The organism is Collinsella sp. TM04-29, assembly GCF_003466565.1.
In the GTDB taxonomy this organism is placed as follows: domain Bacteria; phylum Actinomycetota; class Coriobacteriia; order Coriobacteriales; family Coriobacteriaceae; genus Collinsella.
This window is the reverse complement of record NZ_QSPW01000001.1, coordinates 385,811-405,156: the sequence shown is the minus strand read 5'-3', so window position 1 is coordinate 405,156 and position 19,346 is coordinate 385,811. Positions and strand designations below refer to the sequence as shown.

23 protein-coding genes and 2 pseudogenes are annotated in these 19,346 nt (G+C 61.1%); 2 read left to right on the top strand and 23 right to left on the bottom strand.

Annotation, left to right across the window (positions count from 1 at the left end; translation table 11 throughout):
- Position 1: 1 nt before the first annotated feature.
- The 4 genes from DXD39_RS01840 to DXD39_RS01825 all read right to left on the bottom strand — a co-directional run bounded on the left by DXD39_RS01840 (position 2) and on the right by DXD39_RS01825 (position 4,679).
- A complete protein-coding gene (locus tag DXD39_RS01840; protein ID WP_117563755.1) occupies positions 2-787 on the bottom strand; it encodes a PTS sugar transporter subunit IIC in 786 nt (261 codons plus the stop codon).
- A gap of 9 nt (positions 788-796) precedes the next feature.
- Positions 797-1,270, bottom strand: coding sequence for a PTS sugar transporter subunit IIB (locus DXD39_RS01835; protein ID WP_117736586.1), 474 nt, complete (start codon positions 1,268-1,270; stop codon positions 797-799).
- 123 nt (positions 1,271-1,393) lie between these two features.
- A complete protein-coding gene (locus tag DXD39_RS01830; protein WP_117802950.1) occupies positions 1,394-4,135 on the bottom strand; it encodes a PRD domain-containing protein in 2,742 nt (913 codons plus the stop codon).
- A 226-nt stretch (positions 4,136-4,361) separates the two neighbouring features.
- Entirely contained in the window at positions 4,362-4,679 is a 318-nt protein-coding gene (locus tag DXD39_RS01825; RefSeq protein WP_158555296.1) for a 5'-methylthioadenosine/S-adenosylhomocysteine nucleosidase, read from the bottom strand.
- Between DXD39_RS01825 and DXD39_RS10295 the strand changes: the two are divergent.
- Both DXD39_RS10295 and DXD39_RS10290 read left to right on the top strand, forming a co-directional pair.
- A pseudogene (locus DXD39_RS10295) lies at positions 4,636-4,743 on the top strand (hypothetical protein); the annotation flags it as partial. The gene DXD39_RS01825 and the pseudogene DXD39_RS10295 sit on opposite strands and share 44 nt — an antisense overlap.
- 292 nt (positions 4,744-5,035) lie before the next feature.
- Positions 5,036-5,137 (top strand): IS3 family transposase, encoded by a 102-nt coding sequence (locus DXD39_RS10290; RefSeq protein WP_233541117.1) that lies wholly within the window; start codon positions 5,036-5,038, stop codon positions 5,135-5,137.
- Between the two features lie 768 nt (positions 5,138-5,905).
- On the opposite strand, the gene rplX is transcribed toward DXD39_RS10290, so the two are convergent.
- The 19 genes and pseudogenes from rplX to accB form a co-directional block, all read right to left on the bottom strand.
- Entirely contained in the window at positions 5,906-6,211 is a 306-nt protein-coding gene (gene rplX, locus DXD39_RS01815) for a 50S ribosomal protein L24 (RefSeq protein ID WP_117802949.1), read from the bottom strand.
- Positions 6,212-6,224: 13 nt separating this feature from the next.
- Positions 6,225-6,593, bottom strand: coding sequence for a 50S ribosomal protein L14 (gene rplN, locus DXD39_RS01810; protein WP_006235041.1), 369 nt, complete (start codon positions 6,591-6,593; stop codon positions 6,225-6,227).
- A 118-nt stretch (positions 6,594-6,711) separates the two neighbouring features.
- Positions 6,712-6,972: a 30S ribosomal protein S17 gene (gene rpsQ, locus DXD39_RS01805; RefSeq protein ID WP_117802948.1), complete on the bottom strand. Its 261-nt coding sequence runs from the start codon at positions 6,970-6,972 to the stop codon at positions 6,712-6,714.
- Between the two features lie 16 nt (positions 6,973-6,988).
- Entirely contained in the window at positions 6,989-7,204 is a 216-nt protein-coding gene (rpmC, locus tag DXD39_RS01800) for a 50S ribosomal protein L29 (protein ID WP_006235039.1), read from the bottom strand.
- A gap of 107 nt (positions 7,205-7,311) precedes the next feature.
- Positions 7,312-7,707: pseudogene (gene rplP, locus DXD39_RS01795) on the bottom strand (50S ribosomal protein L16); the annotation flags it as partial.
- Positions 7,707-8,417, bottom strand: coding sequence for a 30S ribosomal protein S3 (rpsC, locus tag DXD39_RS01790; protein ID WP_006235037.1), 711 nt, complete (start codon positions 8,415-8,417; stop codon positions 7,707-7,709). The gene rpsC and the pseudogene rplP, both read right to left, overlap by 1 nt.
- Before the next feature lie 6 nt (positions 8,418-8,423).
- Entirely contained in the window at positions 8,424-8,795 is a 372-nt protein-coding gene (gene rplV / locus DXD39_RS01785) for a 50S ribosomal protein L22 (RefSeq protein ID WP_006235036.1), read from the bottom strand.
- A 14-nt stretch (positions 8,796-8,809) separates the two neighbouring features.
- Complete coding sequence (gene rpsS, locus DXD39_RS01780) at positions 8,810-9,070, bottom strand: 30S ribosomal protein S19 (RefSeq protein WP_006235035.1); 261 nt, start codon at positions 9,068-9,070, stop codon at positions 8,810-8,812.
- Positions 9,071-9,102: 32 nt separating this feature from the next.
- Positions 9,103-9,933 (bottom strand): 50S ribosomal protein L2, encoded by an 831-nt coding sequence (gene rplB, locus DXD39_RS01775; protein ID WP_117583062.1) that lies wholly within the window; start codon positions 9,931-9,933, stop codon positions 9,103-9,105.
- Positions 9,934-10,112: 179 nt separating this feature from the next.
- Entirely contained in the window at positions 10,113-10,400 is a 288-nt protein-coding gene (rplW, locus tag DXD39_RS01770; RefSeq protein WP_022094197.1) for a 50S ribosomal protein L23, read from the bottom strand.
- Positions 10,401-11,027: a 50S ribosomal protein L4 gene (rplD, locus tag DXD39_RS01765; RefSeq protein WP_006235032.1), complete on the bottom strand. Its 627-nt coding sequence runs from the start codon at positions 11,025-11,027 to the stop codon at positions 10,401-10,403.
- A gap of 46 nt (positions 11,028-11,073) precedes the next feature.
- Entirely contained in the window at positions 11,074-11,694 is a 621-nt protein-coding gene (gene rplC, locus DXD39_RS01760) for a 50S ribosomal protein L3 (protein ID WP_089572481.1), read from the bottom strand.
- A gap of 459 nt (positions 11,695-12,153) precedes the next feature.
- Entirely contained in the window at positions 12,154-12,774 is a 621-nt protein-coding gene (locus DXD39_RS01755) for a histidine phosphatase family protein (protein ID WP_117802947.1), read from the bottom strand.
- 39 nt (positions 12,775-12,813) lie between these two features.
- The gene (locus tag DXD39_RS01750) at positions 12,814-13,968 is read right to left on the bottom strand and encodes a cation diffusion facilitator family transporter (RefSeq protein WP_117802946.1); all 1,155 of its coding nucleotides are present in this window, start codon (positions 13,966-13,968) and stop codon (positions 12,814-12,816) included.
- Between the two features lie 150 nt (positions 13,969-14,118).
- Positions 14,119-15,333: a PTS fructose transporter subunit IIB gene (locus DXD39_RS01745; RefSeq protein ID WP_147347860.1), complete on the bottom strand. Its 1,215-nt coding sequence runs from the start codon at positions 15,331-15,333 to the stop codon at positions 14,119-14,121.
- Positions 15,334-15,373: 40 nt separating this feature from the next.
- On the bottom strand, positions 15,374-17,092 hold the full coding sequence (accD, locus tag DXD39_RS01740; protein WP_233541075.1) for an acetyl-CoA carboxylase, carboxyltransferase subunit beta: 1,719 nt from the start codon (positions 17,090-17,092) through the stop codon (positions 15,374-15,376).
- Positions 17,085-18,428, bottom strand: a complete 1,344-nt coding sequence (locus DXD39_RS01735) for an acetyl/propionyl/methylcrotonyl-CoA carboxylase subunit alpha (RefSeq protein WP_117802943.1) — start codon at positions 18,426-18,428, stop codon at positions 17,085-17,087. Before DXD39_RS01735 ends, accD begins: the two co-directional genes overlap by 8 nt.
- A 10-nt stretch (positions 18,429-18,438) precedes the next feature.
- The gene (gene fabZ / locus DXD39_RS01730) at positions 18,439-18,861 is read right to left on the bottom strand and encodes a 3-hydroxyacyl-ACP dehydratase FabZ (RefSeq protein ID WP_099432064.1); all 423 of its coding nucleotides are present in this window, start codon (positions 18,859-18,861) and stop codon (positions 18,439-18,441) included.
- Positions 18,862-18,870: 9 nt separating this feature from the next.
- Positions 18,871-19,344: an acetyl-CoA carboxylase biotin carboxyl carrier protein gene (accB, locus tag DXD39_RS01725; protein WP_117802942.1), complete on the bottom strand. Its 474-nt coding sequence runs from the start codon at positions 19,342-19,344 to the stop codon at positions 18,871-18,873.
- Between the last annotated feature and the right edge of the window lie 2 nt (positions 19,345-19,346).

Sequence of the window (19,346 nt, the reverse complement as noted above, 5' to 3'; positions counted from 1 at the left end):
GTTACTCATCCTCTCCGATGAAGGCGTCTGCGGAAGCGTGGGCGGCGAGCTCGGTGTCCCTCTCGGCGCGCTGGTAGAACGCGATCGCGAGGGCAAAGCCGACGATGGCGGCGCCGATGATGGGCACGTTCAGGAAGGCCGAGAGGAAGAAGCCGGCGAGCAGGTACTGGAAGTACTTGCCGGTGGGCATGTAACGCAGCAGCATCGCGATTCCGACGGCCGGGAGCATCTTGCCGGCGAGGGTGAGGCCGGAAAGGAACCACTGGGGCATAACCTCGAGGAGCCAGTTGACGGCGGGCTGGCCGAGGGTCACGGAGACAAAGACGGGCAGGGCGGCGCACAGGCCGAAGAGCACGGGGCAGACCCACAGGATGGCGTTCATCTGCTTGAACTTGCCCTCGTCGCAGAACTTCTGGGACTTCTCGACGACGAAGCCGTTGAGGATCTTGACGATGACGTCGAGCTGGATGCCGAGCATGCCGACCGGCAGGCCGATGGCGAGGCCCGTGTCCGCGCCCAGGGTCACGCCGTAGGCTGTGGCGATGATGGCCATCGTGCCGTAGTCGGGAATCGACGAGCCGCCGAAGCCCGCGACGCCGAGCTGCATGAGCTGGATGGTGCCGCCGATGACGAGGCCGGTCTGCCAGTCGCCCATGACGACACCGGTGATAAGGCCCCAGAAGACGGCATAGTTGACGAAGATCATCGGGATGCCGTAGTAGTCCACGTGCTTGATGAAGGCCAGCAGGGTCAAAAGGACGACCTGCAGGATAGTGAAGTTGACCATGATCCCTCCTTAGATGAGGTCGGCGACGGAGACGGGCTTGTCGGCGGGCACGAACTGTGCCGTCACCTTGACGCCGCGGGCGATGAGCGCCTTGTAGCTCTGGACGTTCTCGGCGGAGGCATAGGCGCGCTGGGTGAGCTGGACGCCGCCCTCCTTGACAAGAGAGCCGCCGACGATCAGCGACGGGAGCTCGATGCCCGACTCGACCAGGTGAAGGATCGTCTCGGGCTCCTTGGCGATGACAAAGACCTTCTCGCGGTCGTACTTGCCCGCCGCGAAGTTCTTGAGCGCGGTCTCCTCGGAGATGATCGAGACGGCCATGCCCGCGGGGCGCGCCATCCTCATGGTGGACTTCAGGACCTCGTCGCCGGCGACCTTGTCGTCGATGACCATGACTCGGGTCGCGCCCGACACCGGGGCCCACTGCGTCACGATGATGCCGTGAAGCAGGCGATTGTCGATTCGTGCCATAACAACACTCATGTTTGCTCCTATCAAATGAAGTTTTACGTTCGGTACTGCCTCGGCGCTATCCGGATTCGCGCGGGGCAAGGGGTTATCGAATTATTGAGGACGCGCGGTCAGCTCGCGGCGGCGCGGGGAAGGTCACTCGTCGAGCAGGAGGTCCGAGGAGCCGAGGCGCTCTTCTCGCGCCGGGGCGGCGCTCACGCTTATGTAGTCGAAGACATATGCGATCTCGCTTACGGGAACCTCTACGCGATAGCGCGTCGAGATGCTCGAGAAGCTCTGCCTGAAGGACTCGATGAAATCGGCGCGTTCCTCCTCGAAGCGGTCCTGGCCAACGTAGGTCTCAATGGGGTTTCTGGTAACAAGGCGCTCGACGAGACAGCAGAGGTGGACGTAGAGCCCAATGATGGCGTTGCTGCCGATCTTCTCGCCTGTCCTGCGCTGAAGCTCGTGCACGGCGCTCTCGATCTCGTGGAATAGCCGCTCCGGGTCGAGGATGGTGATGGAGCGGATGACGTTCTGCAGCGTCATGTTCGAGAGCAACTTCTCGTGGAAAGAAGAGAGCTCGGAAGCGTCAAGCCACCTGCCGAACACGGCATCAACCTTAGAGGCGGACGCCGTCGACATGATGTCCTCGAGGGCGACGAAGGGAACGGAGGCGACCCCGGGGTCTCCCGTGCCGATGACGGCGCAGACGCGGTGCTCGGAGAAAACGGCGTCGTTCGACCCGTTCGCGACGAGCTGCTTGAAGGGCCTCGTGAGCAGGCGCGCGCCTATGGTGCGCGGGAGGCTCTGCGAGACGAGCTGGCGTATCCTTTCCGCGGCGTCGACCCCGGACTCGGAGCAGAAGACGATGGCGTCCTCACGGTTGACGCGCTCGATCACCTTGCAGTGCGTCACGCACGCGGCGGTCGCGTCGCCAAGAACCTCGGCGACGGACTTGCCGCCGAGCAGCCCGACCCCGATCTCGAGCGCAAGACCGGTAGAGACGTTGTTCACCACGCCGATAGTGGAGTCGGTAACGTTTTCGAGGGCCTTATAGGCCTCCTCCAAGGAGCCCATGTCGACGAGGAACACGACCCCGGTGCAGTAGGAATGGCGGTCGACGAGGCGCTGGAGCGGACCGACGATGTCCTTCAGCTGCTGGTCGTAGGGCATGTCGACCGCCTCGTACACATGCATGCCGAGCATACGGTTCGCCGCGTCGGCGATGCTCGTCGCCGTTGAGTAGCCGTGGGACAAGATGACGCAGAGCGTCCGAAGGGCCTTCGCATCGCGAGACTCCGATGCGACGCACAGCGTCAGAAGCGTCTTCGTGAAGTGATCGAGCGAGATTCCAAGCGCCCCTTCCACGTCTGCGGCGACCTGATCGGAGACACTCGAGGCAAACGGCAATTCGGAGGTCACGGCACCGAGGAGATGGGAGATTTGCTCCGCACAGGCAGACTTTCGCTTAGCCAGGCCGATGCCCGGCCACAACTGCAGGCAAATCTCCTGGGCCAGTAGAAAAGCGACCTTCCTCGAAAGCTCGATGCCATAAGAAGAGCCTGCGTCGGCAAGGACCGCGCCCACGACGCGCTCGAAGGCGCGCGACCTCGAGGAGGTAACGCCGCGGCCGAAGATCAAGTGATCCTCAACGCCGCGCACAGCGGAGACAGCTTGCGAGACGAGCTCGGAGACAGAAAGCTCCCCGGCGCAGAATCGCTCATCGAGGGAGCACAGGGCATCGAGCGCCTGCTCGACCGGCCCTGTGCTCTCGGCGGCATCCAGAGACGCGTCGATCAGAACGCCATCGTCGGGCTGTTGATCGATCTGCGCGGAGGAGAGGAGCCCACTGGGAAGAAGATACGGGCGAACGACGACGTAGTCGCCCTCGCGATTGAGGAACGCTTTGGCGCAGCAGTTCGTCACGCAGGCGCGCAAGCCGGCGATGTTATCGGAAAAGTCCGCGTTCACAAGGCAACGGTATGCGCCGCGGCTGATCTTCACATCAGAACCGATTCGGCACCCCTCGCTGCGCAGGAAGCTCAAGATGAGATCCTCGCGCTCCTCGGGGGTCCGCTCCTTGAGTGAGGGGACGCGGGCACAGATGGGCATTTTGCTGTAGGCCGAGGAAACCTTCAGGTCATCGGCGGAAAGCGTCGTCGAAAGAACGAGGCGAGCGCGCGGCGCATCCTGGGAGGCATCGAGCCCGAGGGCCGTCGCAAGGCAGTGCTCCATCGCAGAGGGAGAGAGTGTCTCGATGCCGTTGACAAAGACCACACCCCCGTGCGATTTCGCGATCGACTCGTCAAGAAGCCCGTTGAACGAGGCGGCGTCCGGGACCCCGGCACAGTCGATGCGCACATAGGAGGAGTCGCGGGACAGCAAGCCCTGGTTCTTGCCGTACTCGTACACAAGGCGAGAAAGGAAAGACTTACCGACACCCACGCCGCCGCTCAAGAGGATGGGCAGGCCAAACGGAGGGTACTGAACCGCAGCCTTGCACTGCTCGACAACGGAGCTGAGGCTCAGGTCGAAGCCCACGGCACGCGCGAAGTCGCGGTGATCGGCGATTCCCGTCGCCTGGATGAGGTCGGCGAGCGAGGCGTACTCACTTGCAGAGAGCTTTACCTGAAAACGCTTCTGGAACGCGCGGCGATGAAAATAACGGACAGGCCTGCCCGCCACCTTAACCACAAGGCCGGCGCGAACAAGGTCGTTGAGGTACTGGCTCGCCAGGCTCCTGGAGATGATGAGCGTCTCGGCGATGTCGGAGGTGGACAGACGGGCAAGGTCGTCGAGTGAGACGGCAGAGGTGAGGGCCTCGAGATGCTCGAGAATCCTGTCCCTCATGTCGACGGGTTTCTTTGCCAAGCTGTCCTGTGTGGTCTTGTCCATGACTTCTTACCTCCTCGTACAAGGAGTATAAGGGGAGAACAGAGAACGGAAGGGGGCGCGTGGGGGAATCAACAGCTCCGAGGAAAAGTCCACCACTTGAGGGGCAGAAAACAACGGCCATTGAACATTCAGGGCCGACGCTCAACACTTCGGCTCGACACTTCGCTTTGGAAAGGGCCCTGCGCGCCGGGGTCCCAACATAAAGAAGGGCCCCGGTGCGCAGGGCCTAAAGCTTAACCATGCGTGCGGCGATGCGGGCGCAGTCGCAGGCGGCCTTCTTCTCGAAGGTGTTGTAGTCGACAACCTGGCCCTCGGCGCAGGGCTTGTCGCTGATAGCGCGCACGACGACGAGGGGCACGCCGTTGAGATAGGCGGCCTGCGCGATGGTGCAGCCCTCCATCTCGCAGCACAGGTCGCCGAAGGTCGCGAGGATGCGCTCCTTCTGTCCCGCGGGCGAGACGAACTGGTCGCCGGAGACGACACGGCCCTTGAGGACCTTAATGTCGGGGGCGACGGCGGCCGCGGCGGCGCACGCCGCCAGCAAGGGCCGGAACGGATCGCGCAAGATCAAGGCGTCGCCCGGGAGGTCGGGCGTTACCGTCAGCCGGCGCCGCGTCTGCCGCATCATGAGGGAGAACGGCCTGGCCGGCGCATACGGCAGGAAGAGGTTCAAGGTGCACCCCGGGACGGTCAACGAGGCCGACGTGCCCAACGTCGTCGCGCGCGGCTTCGGCGGCAGGGCGCCGTGCACCCATATAAGCAGCGACTTGGCCTGCGTGCGCGTCGGGGCGTCATGGAACTACGTCTGCCTGCTCGTCGACCTCTGCAACGGGGAGATCGTCGGCCACTCCGAAGGACTGAGGAGGGACGCGCGAGCTCCGAGCCAAGCTCTTGGATTACGTGCACTGGTACAACAACTTCAGGACCCACTCGACGCTGGGCTACATGTCGCCGGTCGAGTTCAGGGAGGCGGGGCCGTCCCTCCCGGAATCGTCCAAATAAGTGTTGCCAATCCATAGCCAATCCAGCCATCATCTCCGCGAAGGCGGACGTCAGGAAAAGCTCGGCTTGAGCTCGGTCGGACGCGGTCTGTGGGGCATCATTCAGGCTCAGGGGATCTCCTTGTCTTCTTCGGTCGCAACCTGAATGATAGGGACGGCCCCTTCTCTCTTTCCCTTTCGTTTTCGACGCGTCACCCTCTCGGCGGGCTTAAGGCCCGCGCTCGCGGGTGCAGGGGCTACGCCCAAACCCCAAAAACGTAACGCCGTGCTCGAAGCGTTTCCGGACGTCAGCGTAATCTCAAATCCCGTTCGTCAACTCATGGGCAAGCCACCTGAGACTACTCATTTCTCCTACTGGCAATGAAGACCTGCGACCTGCAGTTTTGCAAACTGCTTGAAAGCCGCCTGCGTTGATTCACTTCCTATTGCAGCTGGCGGCTTGCGCGCGAAAAGGCATTTGAGTTTCAAAACGGGCGTTTTCGGCGCTATCGAGCCTCCAAAGGCATCCCGCCGCGCCCTTTGGGACAAAAACAAAAACTCAAAGCCCTGAATTCGAAAATAGTTTTTGGAGTTGTCCCGACTTTTGTCCCCGAAGCCGACGAAACACGACAGGGTGTCACCTGGCGGCACTCGATTCGAGACGGCACCGAAAAGTGGGGCAACCGGAATGACGGGACGGCAGAACCGAATCCATCGAGTGGGGATAGAAAAAGGCCCGGGTGCCGTGGGGCATCCGGGCCTTTGCTAGCAACTTGATGTTGCGGGCAGCTTAGAACTTGTGGCCGCACTTCTTGCAGACGCGCAGCTTGTTCTTGCCGTCCTTCTCGTGACCGACGCGGGTAACCTTACCGCACTCGGGGCAGACGAGATTGACGTTGGAGGCATCGATGGGAGCCTCCTGCGAAACGATGCCGCCCTGCTGGTTGGCAGCGTTGGGCTTGACGGCCTTCTTGACGACCGAAACGCCCTCGACAACGACCTTGTTCTCGGCGGGGAAAGCACGCAGGATGACGCCCTGCTTGCCGCGATCCTTACCAGAGAGAACCTGGACCTTATCGCCCTTCTTGATATACATATATCTCCCCTAACTACAGGGTCTCGGGAGCGAGCGAGACGATCTTCATGTACTTCTTGTCACGAAGCTCGCGAGCGACGGGCCCGAAGATACGGGTGCCGACGGGCGAACCATCGTTGTTGATGACAACGCAGGCGTTCTCATCAAAGCGAATGTAGGAGCCATCCTTGCGGCGGATCTCCTTAACGGTGCGAACGACGACGCAACGGACAACGTCCTTCTTCTTGACGTTGGCGCCAGGGGTAGCCTCCTGGACAGCACCGATGAACACATCGCCGATGCCTGCATAACGACGCTTGGAACCGCCAAGCACCTTGATGCAGCGAATCTTGCGAGCGCCGGAGTTGTCGGCGACGTTCAGCATGGTTTGCATCTGAATCATGGTAGATGTTCCTCCGAACTAAGAACCGAAGAGAGGTGCGCAGCCTTTATACGGCCTGTGGTATGCAAGCCAGGCATACGCACATCTTCGGAAACGTACAAGTCGTAAGAGCGACTGCTTATTTAGCGCGCTCGACGACCTCGATGAGGCGCCAACGCTTCATCTTGGACATAGGACGGGTCTCCATAACGCGGACGGTATCGCCCACGCCAGCCGTGCACTCCTCGTCGTGAGCGTGCAGCTTCTTGGAGCTGGTCATCATCTTGCCGTACTTGGCGTGACGCTTGCGCTCGGTGACGGTGACAACGATGGTCTTGGCACCGGAGACGGAGGTAACGACACCCGTACGGACCTTACGCGTGTTACGCGAATCAGTCATGTTCTCTCCTTAGGTCCTACTCGGCGACAGCGGACTTCTCCGCTGCGATCTCGCGGGCGCGCTGCTCCGTGAGGACGCGAGCGATGTCCTTCTTCACGGTGTTGACGCGAGCGGTGTTGTCCAGCTGGCTAGTGGCCATCTGGAAACGAAGGTTAAAGAGCTCGGCGCGCATTTCCTTCAGCTTCTCAACGAGCTGAGCGTCCGAGAGCTCACGAATCTCTGCGGGCTTCATTAGTTCTCCTCCTTGGCGGCGGCGGCGTCCTCAGCAGCCCACTTGGCCTCGAGAGCGGCCTCCTCAGCCATTTCCTTCTCGATGCGCTGCTCAGCGTTCTTGGCAACCACAATCTTGGTCTTGATGGGGAGCTTGTGCTGAGCAAGACGCAGAGCCTCGCGAGCGACCTCCTCGGGCACGCCCTTGACCTCGAACATGATGCGGCCGGGCTTGACGACGGCCACCCACTCCTCGGGGTTACCCTTACCAGAACCCATGCGAGTCTCGGCAGGCTTCTTGGTGATGGGCTTATCGGGGAAGATCGTGATGTAGACACGACCGCCACGCTTCATGTAGCGGGTCATGGCAATACGAGCGGCCTCGATCTGACGGTTGGTGATCCAATGGGCCTCGAGAGCCTGGATACCAAACTCGCCGAAATGCAGCTCGGTATTACCCTTGGCCTGGCCCTTCATGGAGCCACGCTGCACCTTGCGGTGAAGAATACGCTTAGGGGCAAGCACTACTGACCCCTCCTCTCGGAGTTACGACGACGAGGACGGGAAGAGCCCTCGAGTGCAGGGTTGGGAACAGGCTGGCCCGGGAGCTTCTCGCCCAGGTAGATCCAGACCTTCACGCCGCAAGCGCCCATGGTGGTGCTGGCGACAGCCGTGCCGTAGTCGATCTTGGCACGGAGGGTGTGCAGAGGCACGCGACCCTCACGGTACCACTCACGACGGCCCATCTCGGCGCCGCCGAGACGACCGGAGCACTGGATACGGATGCCCTTAGCGCCGGCCTTGCGGGCGGACTGGACAGCCTTGCGCATGGCGCGACGGAAGGCAACGCGGCCCTCGAGCTGCTCAGCGATGGACTGAGCAACGAGGTTGGCGTCGAGCTCGGGGCGCTTGATCTCGACAACGTCGACGGAGAGCTGGCCCTTGGAGACGCCAGCGACCTTCTCGAGCTCGGTGCGGAGGGTATCGATCTCGGCACCCTTCTTACCGATGACAACGCCGGGGCGAGCGGTGAGGATGATGACCTTCACCTTGTCGCCAGCGCGCTCGATCTCGACGCGGGAGACAGCTGCGCGGGAAAGACGCTTCTCGAGGTACTTGCGGATCTCGAGATCGTTACCGAGGGTCTTAGCGTAATCCTTCTCTGCGAACCAGCGGGAGCGCCAGTTCTCGGTGATGCCAAGACGGAAGCCGGTGGGGTAGACTTTCTGACCCATACAGCTTTACGCCTCCTTTCGAGGAGCAACGACGACGGTGATGTGGGAAGTACGCTTCAGAATGCGAGAAGCGGAACCCTTGGCGCGGGGACGGATGCGCTTAAGCGTCGGACCCTCGTCAACATAGGCAGCGGCGACAACCAGGTTGTCGGCACGCAGACCGTTGTTGTTCTCGGCGTTCGCAACGGCGGAACGGAGAACCTTCTCGACATCCACGGCGACGGCGCGGTCGCAGAAGTGGAGGATGTCGAAGGCCTGAGCGACAGGCTTGCGGCGGATCAGATCGACCACCAGGCGGGCCTTGCTGGGGGAAACACGCACGTACTTAGCGACGGCGCGAACCTCGGTGGCCTCAGTTTCAATAGACTTAGTTGCCATTTACGGTTAACCCCCTATTTGGCCTTGTGGCCACGGAACGTACGAGTCGGCGCAAACTCGCCGAGCTTGTGACCAACCATGGACTCGGTAACATACACGGGCACATGCTTGCGGCCGTCGTGGACGGCGATGGTGTGACCAACCATCTCGGGGAAGATGGTGGACGCGCGGGACCAGGTCTTCACGACGTCCTTCTTGCCAGCCTCGTTCATCGCGGTGATACGCGAGAGAAGGCGAGTCTCCACGAACGGGCCCTTTTTGAGACTTCTGCTCATAAGTGCTTTCTCCTAAAACTCGGTATCCGAAATTACTTCTTACGGCGACGAATGATGTGCTGGTTCGAGACCTTCTTCTTCTTGCGCGTACGAAGGCCCTTCGTCGGCTTACCCCAGGGGGTAACAGAGGGACGACCAGAGGTGTGGTTCTTGCCCTCGCCACCGCCGTGCGGGTGGTCGACAGGGTTCATGACGGTACCGCGGACGGTCGGGCGCACATTCATGTGACGTTTACGGCCGGCCTTGCCGATGACGATGTTGGCGTGATCGGCGTTGCCGACCTCACCGACGGTGGCGCGGCAGGTAACGAGGATGCGGCGCATCTCGGAGGAAGGCATACGGACGATAGCGTACTTGCCCTCCTTACCCATCAGCTGGCAGGAGTTACCGGCGGAACGGGCGATAGCGGCGCCCTTGCCCGGCTGGAACTCGACGGCGTGGATGAGCGTACCGACGGGGATGTCGGCGAGGGGCAGAGCGTTGCCCGGCTTGATGTCGGCGTCAGAACCGGACATGACGGTCTGACCGACCTCGAGGCCCTTGGGGGCCAGGATGTAGCGCTTCTCACCGTCAGCGTAGTGCAGCAGAGCGATGCGAGCGGAACGGTTCGGATCGTACTCGATCGTGGCAACCTTGGCGGGCACGCCGTCCTTGTTGCGCTTGAAGTCGATCACGCGGTAACGACGCTTCACGCCGCCGCCCTGGTGGCGGGTGGTGATGCGGCCGTTGTTGTTACGACCGGCCTTCTTGGGCAGGGGCTCGAGAAGAGACTTCTCGGGCTTGGTGCAGGTGATCTCAGAGAAATCGGAGATCGTCTGCCAACGCCTACCAGCGGAGGTCGGCTTAAGGTGCTTTACAGCCATTACAATCCCTTTCAATAGGAATCCGTTAGCCATCGCAGACAGGGATTCGAGGTTCTGCCTCGGGTGCGATGACACCGGACGTATACACGGTTCCGGGCGTGTCCATTTTATACGCCCGAAACCTTGAGCTCTCGCCTCCCCTATTTGGGAGGCATGAGCTCACTCAACAGCAGCGAGTCTTAGGCCTGGTTGCCAAAGACCTCGATGGTGTCGCCCTCGGCCAGCGTGACGATGGCCTTCTTCCAAGAACGGGTCTTGCCAGCGACATAGCGCACGCGCTTGGTCTTGGGCTTGACCGTCAGGGTGTTCACGCGAACGACCTTGACGCCGAAGATCTCCTCGACAGCGTCCTTGATCTGATACTTGTTAGCATCCTTGGCGACCTCGAACGTGTACTTGTTCAGCTCCATGCCGGAGAAGGAACGCTCGGACACGATCGGACGGATGATGATCTCGTGGGCGGTCATTTATGCAAGCACCTCCCCGAAGTGAGCGGCGATGTCGGCGGGCATCAGCACAGCGTTGTTGTTGACGAGATCGTAGGTGTTGGCCTCGTCGGCAGTGATGATGAACGTCTTGGGAATGTTGCGGAACGACAGGTAGGCGTTGACGTCCTCATCGCGAACGATGATGGTCAGACGCTTGCCCTCAAGGCCGAGAGCCTTGAGCATGGCGACGGCAGCCTTGGTGGAAGGCTTCTCGAAGCCGTAGTCGTCGACGAGCACGAGCTCGCCATCGGCCAGCTTGGCGGACAGCGCGGAGCGCATAGCCAGCTTGACCTCCTTGTTGTTCATACGCTTAGCGTAGGAACGGGGCTTGGGGGCGAAGACAACGCCACCGTGACGCCACTGGGCAGCACGGATGGAACCCTGGCGGGCACGACCGGTGCCCTTCTGACGCCAAGGCTTCTTGCCGCCACCGGAAACCTCAGAGCGGCCCTTAGCAGACTGGGTGCCCTGACGCCAAGAGGCCATCTGGCACTTGACGATGTGGTGCATAACGTGGATGTTCGGCTCGATGCCGTACACCTCAGCGGCGAGCTCGGCCTCGGCGACCTTCTTGCCCTCGCTGTTCTTTACTTCAAACTTTGCCATTTAAGTGTTCTCCTTGGTATGACGCTGGGCTAAATGGGCTGGGCCCTTAGGCCATACGGATGGCGACGAGACCATTCTTGGCACCCGGGACAGCGCCCTTGACCAAGATGAGGTTCTGCTCGGCATCGATGCGGACAACGGAAAGGTTCTTGACGGTAACGCGCTCGTTACCCATGTGACCGGCCATCTTGACGCCCTTGAGGACGCGCGCAGGATAGGCGCACTGACCGATAGAACCGGGGTGACGCTGGAAGTGAGAACCATGCGTCATAGGACCGCGGCGCTGACCCCAGCGCTTGATGCGACCCTGGAAGCCCTTACCCTTGGAGGTACCGATGACGTCGACCTTCTCGACATCAGCGAAATCAGCGACGGTGACGACCTCGCCGACCTTGTGCTCCTCGCCGTTCTCGACGCGGACCTCACGAAGGAAGCGGACAGGCTCGACGCCAGCCTTGGCGAAGTGACCAGCCATGGGCTTGTTCACGTTCTTGGCCTTGATGTCGCCGAAACCGATCTGGACGGCGTCATAGCCGTCGGTTGCCTGAGTTTTAACCTGCGAGACAGCGCAGGGGCCAGCCTGGATGACCGTGACGGGAACGACGTTATCGTTCTCGTCCCAAACCTGGGTCATGCCAATCTTGCGGCCGAGAATCATGCTGATCAAGATATGATCCCAACTCTCGCGTGGTCTTGGGACAATGCGTACACCACCGAGCGTACGCCCCTAGAGGACCACTACTTACACGACGTGCTCCCCAGCCTTGTATTTCGCCCGGACTACCTGACAACCCTATTAAGCAGGCATTTTGTCCAGCCAGAATACTCCCCTGGTTACACACAGCTGTTTAGTATACACGGCTGCGGGCGTATCCATCGAGATTCATATTTCACTCACATTGTTTACGCAGGTAAAGTGCGTGGCACGTTCCCAGTGTGCGGCGGAGGGGGCGGGCCTGAGACATATTAAGGTTGCTGCTCTACAGTCCTGCTCACGACGGAGAGCACATTAAGTGCTCTCCTGTTCGTGCGGAACTCGCGACAACCTTAATATGTCTCAGGCCCGCCCCCTCCGCCGCACACTGGGAACGCCACGTTGATGTCTGCTTAACTCTGCTCGTTCAGGCTAATGACTTTGTTGGGGGTCCACAATTTGCTGCAAGGTGAACTTGCATTGGGGCGCATCGTCCTCTTCTCGCGCATCATCAAAATCGAAAATCATGATGGCGCAATTGGGGAGTTTTGCTGGGAGCTCGAAACCCTCTGGGGCTGCAGCCTTGATGAATTGGCGGCTGGCGCTGCCGTGGCTTACTGCTAGGAGGGTTTCGATGCCCTCGGCGCCCATGAGATTGGTGAGGGTACCTACCATGCGTTCTTGCAGTGCGCGGCTTCCTTCTCCTCCGAAGGGGACCAGGTCCTCGCCCGGGTCCCAGACGTCGGTGGGCAGGGCGTCGTGGGGGCCTTCTTCGAAGGTGCCGTAGCTGCGCTCGATGATGCCTTCGCAGGGCTCGACTGCTGCATCCGGGCCGAGGAGTTCGGTTGCGACGAGACTTGCCGTGTCCATGGCTCGGCCTAAGGGCGAAGAGACCACTTTGTCGGGAACGACGTTGTGGGCCTTGAGCCATGCGGCTGCCATTCCCGCTTGTTTGCGGCCCAGGTCGGTCAACGGTGAATCGCAGCGGCCCTGGACCAGCTTTTTGACGTTGAACTCCGTCTGACCGTGGCGGAGTAGGTATAGGCGCTTCATGCTCTCCCCTTCTGCATCAGTTGCTTTATCGGCTCGGCCCTACTCGTGGGTATGGCCGACATAGTCTTCGTCGATCGTGATCTTGGCAATCGACTTGGGATATTCGGATTCGACATGTTTCGCCAACGCGCTCTTTAGGTCCTCGGCGTTCATCGTCAAATCCGAGGGCCGCGCGCAGTCAAAGATCACGTTGGTATGCGTGGGGCCCGGAACACAGCGTAGGTCGTGGATCGAGAGGCGGCTATCGACCTCTTGAGCCATAGCGTTGATGCGCAGACGCATGCTCGCCACCTTTGGATCGTCGGTCACGATGGGGTCGTAATGGAGCGTGACGATCATACCGTCTTCGTTCCTAAACGACTGCTCGATGTTATCGAGCGTGTCGTGACTTTCCAGCGGGCTGGTCTCGGCTGCCATCTCGGCGTGAGCGCTCGCAAACTTCCTGCCCGGGCCGTAATCGTGGACCATCAGGTCGTGGACGCCCAAGACGCCGGGGTAGCTCATGATCTTGTCTCGAATGTGCTTGACCAACTTGGGGTCGGGCGCCTGGCCCAAAAGCGGGCTCACCGTATCTTGAATAAGTTCAAAGCCGCTCCAGCCAATATAGGCGCCAACGGCAAGGCCGACCCATGCGTCAAGATTGATGTGCGTCACCTGCGAAACAATTGCGCACGCTAACACGGTGCCTGTGGCAAGGACATCGTTCTTGGAATCCTGAGCGGTCGCATGCAGCGTCTCGGACTCAATACGATCGCCGAGCTTTTGGTTGAGGGCCGCCATCCACAGCTTAACGACCATCGAAAGCGCAAGGACTGCCACCAGGGCAAGCGAGAACTCGACAGGTTCGGGGTGGATGATGCGCTCCACCGAGGACTTTACCAGTTCGAGGCCAATGAGCAGCACGAGCGCCGCCACGACTAGACCAGAGAGGTACTCGTAGCGACCGTGGCCGTAAGGATGCTCGGGGTCGGCGGGCTTACTCGCCAGCTTAAAGCCCAGCACGCTCACGATGTTTGAGCTTGCGTCGGATAAGTTGTTCATAGCGTCCGCCACGATCGAAACCGATCCCGACAGCACGCCAATTGCACCCTTCGCAGCACATAGCGCCACATTGGCGAGAATACACACCACGCCCGTCAACGTGCCCACGCGCGCACGGTCGCCCTGCGCACGCTTAACAATCCACTCGACCATCTATATCCGCCCCCACGGTACTACCTATATATCTATTGCTCAAACGGATTGTAGTGTAGCCACTTTGTCCTCCAGATACAAAAAGGCCGCAGCCCACACGGACCACGGCCTTGGAATGTGGCAAAGGAATCGTCCTTGTGTCGCACAGGTTTACGCGCTTGCTTCGGCCACGCTCTTCGAGGTTTCGGGTGAATCGGCTCCGTCTTCTGCCGCCTGCCCCTTCGCCGGCACCACGCCAAAGCAGTAGCTCAGCGCCGCAGACACCGCAAATGCCACACCGCCGGCAGCGCAGCACCACAGCAGGTTCGAGATGCCGCCCGTGGCAAAGCCAATGACCATGAGGACATTCGTCATGCCGATGGTATAGGCCGTAACGTGGCCCACGGCTGCAACAAGGCCTCCGACGGCGCCGCCAATGGCCATGCACGTCAGGCACCTGCCATATTTAAAGCCGCAACCGTACAGCGCCGGCTCGCTTACACCGCCAAGAACACCCGAGATTGAATAGCCCAGCATGAGCGCCTTCTCGTCCTTATCCGCAACGCGGAGCGACGCGCCAAAGGGCATGCCCCAAACGGCAAACGTTGCCATCGTCGCGGCGATCAGGATGCACGAATCCGTTCCCGCACTCATAAACTGCGCATAGGCGAGCGATAGGACAACGTTGCTGACGCCCGCGATCTTTAGGAACTCCCAACCCGCGGCAAGCCCCATGAGCGTGAGCAGCGACACGACGCCACCGGAATTGCCAAGCATAAACATAAGCTGGCCCAGCAGCATGCCCAGATAGCTGCCCGCCGGCGCCGTGATACACAGCGAAACCGGAACCATGACAAGCATGGTCGCAAACGGAACGAACGAAAACGCCATGGCCTTGGGGATAATGCGCTGAAAGAAACACTCCACTCGCCACAGCACGGGCACCGAGATGAGAACCGGAATAACAGTCGTCGTGTAATCGTTGACCGGCGCGGGAACCAGACCATACACATAAGTCATCGATGCCCCCGCCGTCGATGCGGCATCGACAAGCTTAAGCAGATCGGGTGCAATCAATACGCCGCCCAGCATCATACCCAGCTGCTCCGAGCAACCGAGCTGGCGGGCGGCCGCCCAACCAAGATAAATGGGCAAAAAGTAGTAGCCGGCGTTGTAGAGCCAACTGTAGAACAGGCGATAGATTTCGGAATCGGCAGACCACAGGCCCAGCATACCTTCGCCCATAATGACGGCGACGGTGCGGAACAATGCCGCGCAGACAATAAACGGCAGAGCCGACATCATGCTTTTGGACAGATAGTCCACCACGGCCATGGCGTTTGATGAAACCGTCGTTGTAAACGAGGTGTTAGAAACTTGTGGCATGGAACGCCTTTCCCAATGTGACATGCGGACTGTCCCTTTGTCACATCGTGCGGTACTGACCGATTGCGCGGTACTTTTCGTAGCGGAGGTTCGTGAGGGTCGCGTCGTCGAGCTGCTCAAGCGTATCGAAGGCATCAAATGCCGAGGACATGACGGCACCGGCGATCTCCTCATGCGACAGGCCCCTATCGTCAACAATGCCGTCGATGATGCCGAGTGCCAACAGATCGGGGGCTGTGAGCTTCAGCGCCTCGGCGGCCTCATTCGCGCGCTCGGTATCCTTCCACAGGATCGACGCACAGGCCTCGGGGCTCACGACCGAATAGGCCGAGCTCGAGAGCATCAGGATGCGGTCGGCCACGGACAGCGCCAGCGCGCCACCAGAGCCGCCCTCGCCTGTCACCACCGAGACAATCGGCGTCTTAAGGCCGCTCATCTCCATGAGATTCTGGGCAATCGCCTCGCCCTGGCCGCGCTCCTCGGCACCGATGCCGCAAAACGCGCCCGAAGTATCGACCAGGCACAGAACCGGTCGACCAAACTTTTCGGCCTGGCGCATCAGGCGACGCGCTTTGCGGTAGCCCTCGGGATGCGCCATGCCAAAGTTGCGGCGCATGCGCTCTTTGGTCGTGGTGCCGCGCTCGATGGCGATGACCGTTACGGGGCGTCCGTCTTTCCAGCCAATGCCAGCCACCACAGCGGCGTCGTCGCCAAAGTAACGGTCGCCGTGCAGCTCCACAAATCCATCCAGGCCCAGCGAGACCATCTCACCCGCCGTGGCGCGATCTGCCGAGCGGGTCTGCTTGACAATCTCGAGCGCGGTTTTTGGTGCCGCCGAGCGCTTAAACAAGTGTCCCAACTTTTTGCCGCGGCGACCCGCATGCACGATTTCATGCGGTGCCCCCAGGCCAGGCGCGTGCCCTTCGTGCAGCGCCAGCAGCTCGCCTACCGTGAGCGCAATCTCGCCACGCGGAACAACGGCATCGCAAAAGCCGTGCTCCAGCAAAAACTCGGAGCGCTGGAATCCCTTGGGCAGACGCTTGTGCATGTTCTGCTCGATCACGCGCGGGCCGGCAAATGCCGTCAGGGCATCGGGCTCGGCCAGGATAATGTCGCCTTCCATGGCAAAGCTCGCGGTTACGCCTCCGGTCGTGGGATCGGTGAGCACCGTGATATACAGGCCGCCCGCCTCGCTGTGGCGCCTAACCGCCGCAGAAATCTTGGCCATCTGCATAAGCGATGTCACGCCCTCTTGCATGCGCGCACCGCCCGAAACGGTAAAGCCGACGACCGGCAATCCCAGCTCGATCGCGCGTTCAAAGACGCGACAGATCTTTTCGCCCACCACGGAACCCATCGAGCCCATCATAAAGTTGGCATCCATAAAGAAGAGCGCGGTATCGCAGCCGCAGATTTTGCCCCTGCCGCACACAACGGCATCGCGCTCGCCCGAACGTTCGCAAGCGCTCTTAAGCTTGTCGGCATAACCGGGAAACGAGAGGAAGTCCTCTGACGCCAGTTCGGCATCCCACTCCTCAAACGTGCCCTCGTCGACCGTCATGCGCATGCGCGCGCGACCGCTCACGCGAAAGTGTTTACCGCAGCGAGGGCAGACCTCGAGGTTGTCGTGCAGGCGCGCCTCATCGATCACGCGGCGGCACTCCGGGCACTTGATAAACACGTGGCGCGCGGGAAACTCGGCGCACGACTCGGTTATCGGCCCCTCAAGGACATTGACCGTCTTCGCTTTTCTATTCATCAGCATAGAGATGCCCCATCAGATCGGTGTGATACATGCCCGACAAGAACTCGTCGTTTGCCAGCACGTCGAGCTGAAGCTCGCTGTTTTCGCTTACGCCCTCAATCACGAGCTCGCCCAGGGCCGAGCGCATCTTGCGAATGGCGCCGTCGCGCGTGGGCGCACACACGATGAGCTTGCCGAGCATGGAGTCGTAGTACGGCGGAACTTTTGCACCGGTAAACATGGCCGAATCCCAGCGCACACGCGGACCACCCGGTACACGCAACGCAGTGACCGTTCCGCATGACGGCAGGAAGTCCGGTGTTTCGGCATTGATGCGGCACTCCATGGCATGATTGCGGACTGGTATGTCCTCCTGCTCAAAGGGCAGAGGCTGGCCGGCAGCCACGCGCAGCTGCCACTTAACCAGGTCGGTATCGGTCACAAACTCCGTAACCGGATGCTCAACCTGCAAACGCGTGTTCATTTCCATAAAGTAGAAATTGCCGTCGTCCGAGTACAGAAACTCGATGGTGCCAGCGCCCTCATAGCCAACGGCACGAGCCAGGTCGCGCGCGGCCTTGTGCATGCGCGCGCGAATATCATCGCGTCCGTCGAGGCACGGCGCGGGGCTCTCCTCGATCAGCTTTTGGTTGCGGCGCTGCACCGAGCACTCGCGCTCGCCGAGCGAAAACACATGGCCCTGCTTATCGGCCATAATCTGCACCTCAACGTGGTGCGCCGGCGCGACGAACTTCTCCATGTAGCACTCGCCGTCGCCAAAAACGGCCTCGCCCTCGGCACGCGCCTCGATGAACGCCTTTGCCGCATCTTCCACGCGCTCGACCTTGCGAATGCCGCGACCGCCACCACCTGCACGCGCCTTAATAAGCACGGGGCAGCCAATGCGCTCGGCCTCGGCCGTCGCCTCCTCGGGGCTTTTGAGCAAATCGCAGCCCGGCACGATGGGCACGCCCGCCGCGGCAGCCGTTCTACGTGCGGCATCCTTGTCGCCCATGCTGTCGATGACCTCGGCCGAGGGACCAACAAACGCCAGACCGTACTTGTCGCAGTCGCGCACGAAGCTCGCCTTCTCGGAAAAGAAACCGTAGCCAGGATGGATCGCCTTTGCCCCCGACTTCACGGCACAGGTGAGCACAGCATCGTCGTTGAGGTAGCTCTCGGCAAGACGCGGGCCGCCGATGCAATACGCCTCGTCGGCAAGCTGCACGTGTAGCGCGTCCGCATCGGCCGTGGAATATACGGCGACGGTCTTGATGCCCATATCGCGGCACGCGCGGATAACACGGACCGCGACTTCGCCGCGGTTGGCGATGAGCACTTTGTCGAACATGAAGCCTTCCTTAACTTTCGTGCATGAGTGCAAAAGACATATCGGCGCGGCAGCACACCTCACCGTTGACGCTCGCAGTACCCGTCGCAAAGCGGAACGGCCCGCGCGCACGCGTGATGGAGCACACCAGATCCACCGTGTCGCCCGGGCGCACCGGACGCTTAAAGCGCACCTTGTCCAGACTCGTGTAGAACGGCGTCGCGCCGCGCGCCTCCTCATCGCCCATCAGCAGTACGCAGCAGTTCTGGGCGAGCATCTCGCACTGAATCACGCCGGGAACGACCGGGTTTCCCGGAAAATGCCCCTGCAAAAAGTACTCGTCGCCCGTAATCGTGATCTTGCCGTGGGCCTCGTCGCCCACCAGCTCGGCTTCGTCGAGCAAAAGCATCGGCTCGCGATGCGGCAACAGCTTCTTGAGCTCCTCTTTGTTCATGGATATCACCTATCCGATCCTCATGAGGCAGCTGCCAAACTCCACGAGGTCGCCGTCGGCCACGCAGATCTCGAGCACCTCGCCATCCGCCTCCGCCGTCACCTCGTTGAGGACCTTCATGGCCTCGATGATGCAGAGGGTCTCGCCGGCTTTGACCTTGGAGCCCACGTGCACAAACGGCTCGTCGCCCGGCGCCGGGGCAGCATAGAAAACGCCGACCATGGGAGCAGTCACCTCGGTGCCCTTAGGCTCCGACGCGGCGGCAGGTGCCTGCGCGGCAGGTTCCGGTGCGGCAGGCGCGACTGTGGGAGCTGCAACTTGAGCGGCCATGGCGCTCGGCATGGGCATGGGCACGGCAACCGGCTGCGCGGCGCTCGCGCGCTCGAGCTCGACCGCGGTGCCATCGGGCTCCTCAACACGTACGCGCGTGAGGCCGCGGTCCTCCATAACATCGGCTATCTCGGCAAGTCTTTTGGAATCCATGC

What these genes read in the sequence shown, in the direction of transcription:
- rplD (WP_006235032.1), bottom strand. Translation starts at nt 11,027, where the DNA reads ATGGCAAAGTTTGAAGTAAAGAACAGCGAGGGCAAGAAGGTCGCCGAG.
- DXD39_RS01830 (WP_117802950.1), bottom strand. Translation starts at nt 4,135, where the DNA reads ATGGACAAGACCACACAGGACAGCTTGGCAAAGAAACCCGTCGACATG.
- DXD39_RS01840 (WP_117563755.1), bottom strand. Translation starts at nt 787, where the DNA reads ATGGTCAACTTCACTATCCTGCAGGTCGTCCTTTTGACCCTGCTGGCC.
- DXD39_RS01745 (WP_147347860.1), bottom strand. Translation starts at nt 15,333, where the DNA reads ATGCCACAAGTTTCTAACACCTCGTTTACAACGACGGTTTCATCAAAC.
- rpsS (WP_006235035.1), bottom strand. Translation starts at nt 9,070, where the DNA reads ATGAGCAGAAGTCTCAAAAAGGGCCCGTTCGTGGAGACTCGCCTTCTC.
- DXD39_RS01755 (WP_117802947.1), bottom strand. Translation starts at nt 12,774, where the DNA reads ATGAAGCGCCTATACCTACTCCGCCACGGTCAGACGGAGTTCAACGTC.
- rplX (WP_117802949.1), bottom strand. Translation starts at nt 6,211, where the DNA reads ATGTATATCAAGAAGGGCGATAAGGTCCAGGTTCTCTCTGGTAAGGAT.
- rpmC (WP_006235039.1), bottom strand. Translation starts at nt 7,204, where the DNA reads ATGAAGCCCGCAGAGATTCGTGAGCTCTCGGACGCTCAGCTCGTTGAG.
- rpsQ (WP_117802948.1), bottom strand. Translation starts at nt 6,972, where the DNA reads ATGACTGATTCGCGTAACACGCGTAAGGTCCGTACGGGTGTCGTTACC.
- accD (WP_233541075.1), bottom strand. Translation starts at nt 17,092, where the DNA reads ATGAATAGAAAAGCGAAGACGGTCAATGTCCTTGAGGGGCCGATAACC.
- rplB (WP_117583062.1), bottom strand. Translation starts at nt 9,933, where the DNA reads ATGGCTGTAAAGCACCTTAAGCCGACCTCCGCTGGTAGGCGTTGGCAG.
- rplN (WP_006235041.1), bottom strand. Translation starts at nt 6,593, where the DNA reads ATGATTCAGATGCAAACCATGCTGAACGTCGCCGACAACTCCGGCGCT.
- rplV (WP_006235036.1), bottom strand. Translation starts at nt 8,795, where the DNA reads ATGGCAACTAAGTCTATTGAAACTGAGGCCACCGAGGTTCGCGCCGTC.
- accB (WP_117802942.1), bottom strand. Translation starts at nt 19,344, where the DNA reads ATGGATTCCAAAAGACTTGCCGAGATAGCCGATGTTATGGAGGACCGC.
- DXD39_RS01750 (WP_117802946.1), bottom strand. Translation starts at nt 13,968, where the DNA reads ATGGTCGAGTGGATTGTTAAGCGTGCGCAGGGCGACCGTGCGCGCGTG.
- fabZ (WP_099432064.1), bottom strand. Translation starts at nt 18,861, where the DNA reads ATGAACAAAGAGGAGCTCAAGAAGCTGTTGCCGCATCGCGAGCCGATG.
- DXD39_RS01835 (WP_117736586.1), bottom strand. Translation starts at nt 1,270, where the DNA reads ATGAGTGTTGTTATGGCACGAATCGACAATCGCCTGCTTCACGGCATC.
- rpsC (WP_006235037.1), bottom strand. Translation starts at nt 8,417, where the DNA reads ATGGGTCAGAAAGTCTACCCCACCGGCTTCCGTCTTGGCATCACCGAG.
- DXD39_RS01735 (WP_117802943.1), bottom strand. Translation starts at nt 18,428, where the DNA reads ATGTTCGACAAAGTGCTCATCGCCAACCGCGGCGAAGTCGCGGTCCGT.
- rplW (WP_022094197.1), bottom strand. Translation starts at nt 10,400, where the DNA reads ATGACCGCCCACGAGATCATCATCCGTCCGATCGTGTCCGAGCGTTCC.